Below are 3,599 nucleotides of genomic sequence, written 5' to 3'. Positions count from 1 at the left end.
GTATGTATGCCTGCTATGGCAGAATTAATGAGGCAAATAAAAGTCAGCATTAATAAAGTTGACTTTAAAAACTTAGGGTTCATATAATCAATATTAGGGTGGTAGTGGTTGTTTATCAAACTTAACCAGTATGCGTATCAAATACTTATTATTGAATGTAAAGTAATTGATACGCAGTCGGTTTTGAAAAATTAGCCCTGACTTTTAACACCAGGACTAATTTTAACAAGGCTTAGTATCCGGGATTCTGTGTGTAATTTGGATTTGCCAATTGATTTGATGGTATTGGGAAAACCAGATACTTAGGATCGTCAGTTGGTTTTTCCTGCCATGGGGTAAGGTATTTTCCAAAACGGATAAGGTCTTGTCTTCTTACCCCTTCCCAGAAAAACTCGCGCCCTCTTTCATCTAACAACTGGTCAAGTGTTACGGCAGTCCATACGGTTGCCTTCCTCACTAATCTTACCTGATTAACTAATGCTAAAGCAAGCGCAGGCTGTTGAGTTCTTAATAACGCTTCGGCCTTCATCAGTAAAACATCTGAATAGCGATAATACACCCAATCATTTTCAGGTATTCCTGTAGCTGAATTGGTATAGTCGATAGGATACTTGATTACGCGTATGCCCGCAACTTCTAATCTGTCTTTATCCCTTTCAATGATATTAACCTCAGGTGTGAATATCAAATTATTGCCTCTTCTATCCTTTATGGCAACTCCGTTCTGGTTAACTTGCTGCCCAACAAGGAAGCCAACTCTTACTCCGGATACGTTTGTAACACCCGGGTAGGCTGCACCTCTTCTGGAATCTACACTTTCAAACTTGTTGTAGAAGTCGGATAAGGTACAAAAGCCATTATTACCACTTGGATTTTGGTTGTAGTGTAAAGGAGCAACCCACATTGCATTCAGTCCGCCAGCATCTGATCCACCAACATTGCGTCCGGCAAAAACATTCTCCTTTGAGGCATCATTTGAAGGTGCAAAATTGTCGAAGTAATTTGCAGCCAATACATATTTGTTGGTGCCAATAATTTCATCAGCAAGACTGATAACTTTGGTCATATCTGCTGCATCAAAGGTTGGCGCTGCACGGTTTAAGAATGCTCCTTTGTTCAAATAACATTTCATGAGCAGCATACGAGCGGCATTTTTGTTGGCACTTGTTGTAGGACCATCTGGTAAATTAGGAATAATTGCCGTAATCTCCGTAATCAGGTAATTGATCTCATCGGCAGCATTTCTTACTCTCGAAGGTTGTGTAACATCCTCGCCCGGTTCTCTATAAGGTACCTGACCCCAGCCATCCAGAACAGCAAATTCTGAAAATGCACGAATGAATCTGGCTTCTGCGGCCTGTTGTGGACTAGGATTGAATTGAAGTACGCTGGTGGCAACATAACTTGCACTACCCAGGTCCCTGAATACACTATGAATACGGGTATGATCTGGTGCCCATTTGTGCAGATGGAGCGCTCTCCATGCACCATTGTCGTCCCAGTCTCCACCGCGGGTTGGAACAATGGCCTCATCAGTAGGGAATTCCTGCAATGCCCACCATCCATAAGGTCCCTGGAAAGGAGCCCTCATTGCATTATAGCTTGCATTTAGTACAGCTGCAACATTGCCGGAGCTTACACCACTGTCATTGATCTCGCCATTAAGTGTTTCATCAAGTTTTGTACAGCCCGCAATTGATAAAGCAGTAATTATTAAGGCTGTTATATATCTATTTTTCATGTCTGAGAATATTTAAATTAAAGAGAAAAATTAACCCCGAAATTGAACGTTCTTGCGGATGGGTAAGGCACATATTCTATACCTGCCGATGGAACGCCATTGATGCTCTTGTCAACATTTACCTCCGGATCAAAGCCTGAATAATTTGTAAGCACAAATAAATTTTGTCCGTTAACGTATATGTTTAATCCTTTAATTGCTTTTCCTATATTTCCAATGTTATAGCTTATTGTGGCATTCGCCAGTTTTAGGTAATCGCCTTTTTCTATATAGCGTGAAGAAGCAGAAATTGGATTAGCCAGTGATTCCTGTATGCCGGAATTTAACAGTGCCGATGCAACATTTCGGGTGCCTAAATTGGTAATTGGCAATACAGAGTTGGCGGTGTTGTTATACACATCTTGCCCTAAAGAACCATTAAAGTTAAGACCTAATGATAATTTTTTATACCTGAAATCTGTACTGATACCCAGGATTACACTTGGATTTGGGTTACCAACGTAATAATATGTAAAACCATCATCGGTGTATTTCGAAAATCCATTCTCATCAAGGCCCTCATAGCGGCGGGTAACCATAGCAAAAAGCGGCACGCCATTCTGGATCACTTCTAATGTTACATCGCTTAATCCCTGTCCGTTTAAAGAACCGGTATTAATAATTCCTGTAACATCCTGTACTTTGTTTTTTATAAACGTAGCATTACCACCTAACGACCAGCTGATGTTTTCTTTATCAATGATACTTCCATTTAATGTTAACTCAATACCATTGTTTTTGATTTTACCGGGAAGATTTACCCAGGTAACTGATGCTCCTGCAGCAGAAGGATAGAATGGTATTTGTGGAAACAACAGATCAGTAGTGGTTTTTCTAAAATAATCTACCGACCCTGTTAATCTGCTTTTAAAAAGACCAAAGTCTATTCCAATATTGGTCTGCTCATCTGCCTGCCATTTTAATTTATCATTTTTATTGTTTATCCCCGTTAAAGTTTGGCCTCCCTGGTCGTAACCAAAAGCATAACGCTGTTGTGCCGATCCGGATGGGAATTCCTGATTCCCTGTTTTGCCATAGCCAGCCCTGATTTTAAGCTGATCCAGCCATTCTGTTTCTGAAAGGAATGCTTCGTTTTTAATATTCCATGCAGCAGAGAAAGATGGGAAATAACCATACTTATTATCGGCACCGAACTTGGTAGAACCATCTGCTCTGAAAGTTGCCGTTAACAGATATTTATCTGCATAGTTAAAGATGGCTCTTGCAAAGTAAGACTGAAGTTGTGTTTTAGGGTCGTAGTATGAGCTCATCTTACGATTGGCCGGTGCAGTTGCCTGTAGTGCATCTGTATAATCCACAGGAATGTTTCCAAAACCTGTTGCATTCATGTTTGAACCCTTATTGATGTAGTTGGTATATTCATAACCAACAAGGGCATTCAGGTTTAAACGCGAGGCAATCTCTTTATTAAAAGTTAAGGTATTGGTAAATTGCTGTGTTATTAATTCAGTGCTCGAATAACTTGCGTAACCTCCCAAAAAGTTCTGATCTGGTTTTTCCTGTACGCCCTCCAGGTTAATAAAGCTACGGGTAGATGATCTTCTTACCCCCGTGCTATAGTTTATGCTGGCCAACATTCGGAATTCAAGCCATGGAGCAATTTTGTAATATGGTGAAATACTACCCAGGATGGTTGATACTTTTGATTTATCGTTATACGCTTCAGACATGGCTAAAGGGTTAACAATTCTACCATTCTCAATAAACAATGATCCGTCGGCATTTCTTAATGGTTGCGTTGGATTCCATGAAAGGGCCTGACTGATCAAACTACCTGTAAAACCTGCGTCTGTTGTGA

The 3,599-nt window shown here is 40.4% G+C and carries 2 protein-coding genes; both read right to left on the bottom strand.

The genetic code is table 11. The annotated features are described in order from the left end of the window. Positions 1 to 232: 232 nt before the first annotated feature. Entirely contained in the window at positions 233 to 1,741 is a 1,509-nt protein-coding gene (locus AC1DDX_RS25380; RefSeq protein WP_337716432.1) for a RagB/SusD family nutrient uptake outer membrane protein, read from the bottom strand. A gap of 17 nt (positions 1,742 to 1,758) precedes the next feature. Beyond that, the coding region (locus tag AC1DDX_RS25375; protein WP_477622820.1) for a SusC/RagA family TonB-linked outer membrane protein at positions 1,759 to 3,599 on the bottom strand (1,841 nt) is incomplete at its 5' end.

The organism is Pedobacter sp. 10L46_2, from assembly GCF_056395165.1.
Note: the sequence above shows the minus strand (reverse complement) of the source record. Positions and strands in the feature narration are given on the sequence as shown.

What these genes read in the sequence shown, in the direction of transcription:
- AC1DDX_RS25380 (WP_337716432.1), bottom strand. Translation starts at nt 1,741, where the DNA reads ATGAAAAATAGATATATAACAGCCTTAATAATTACTGCTTTATCAATT.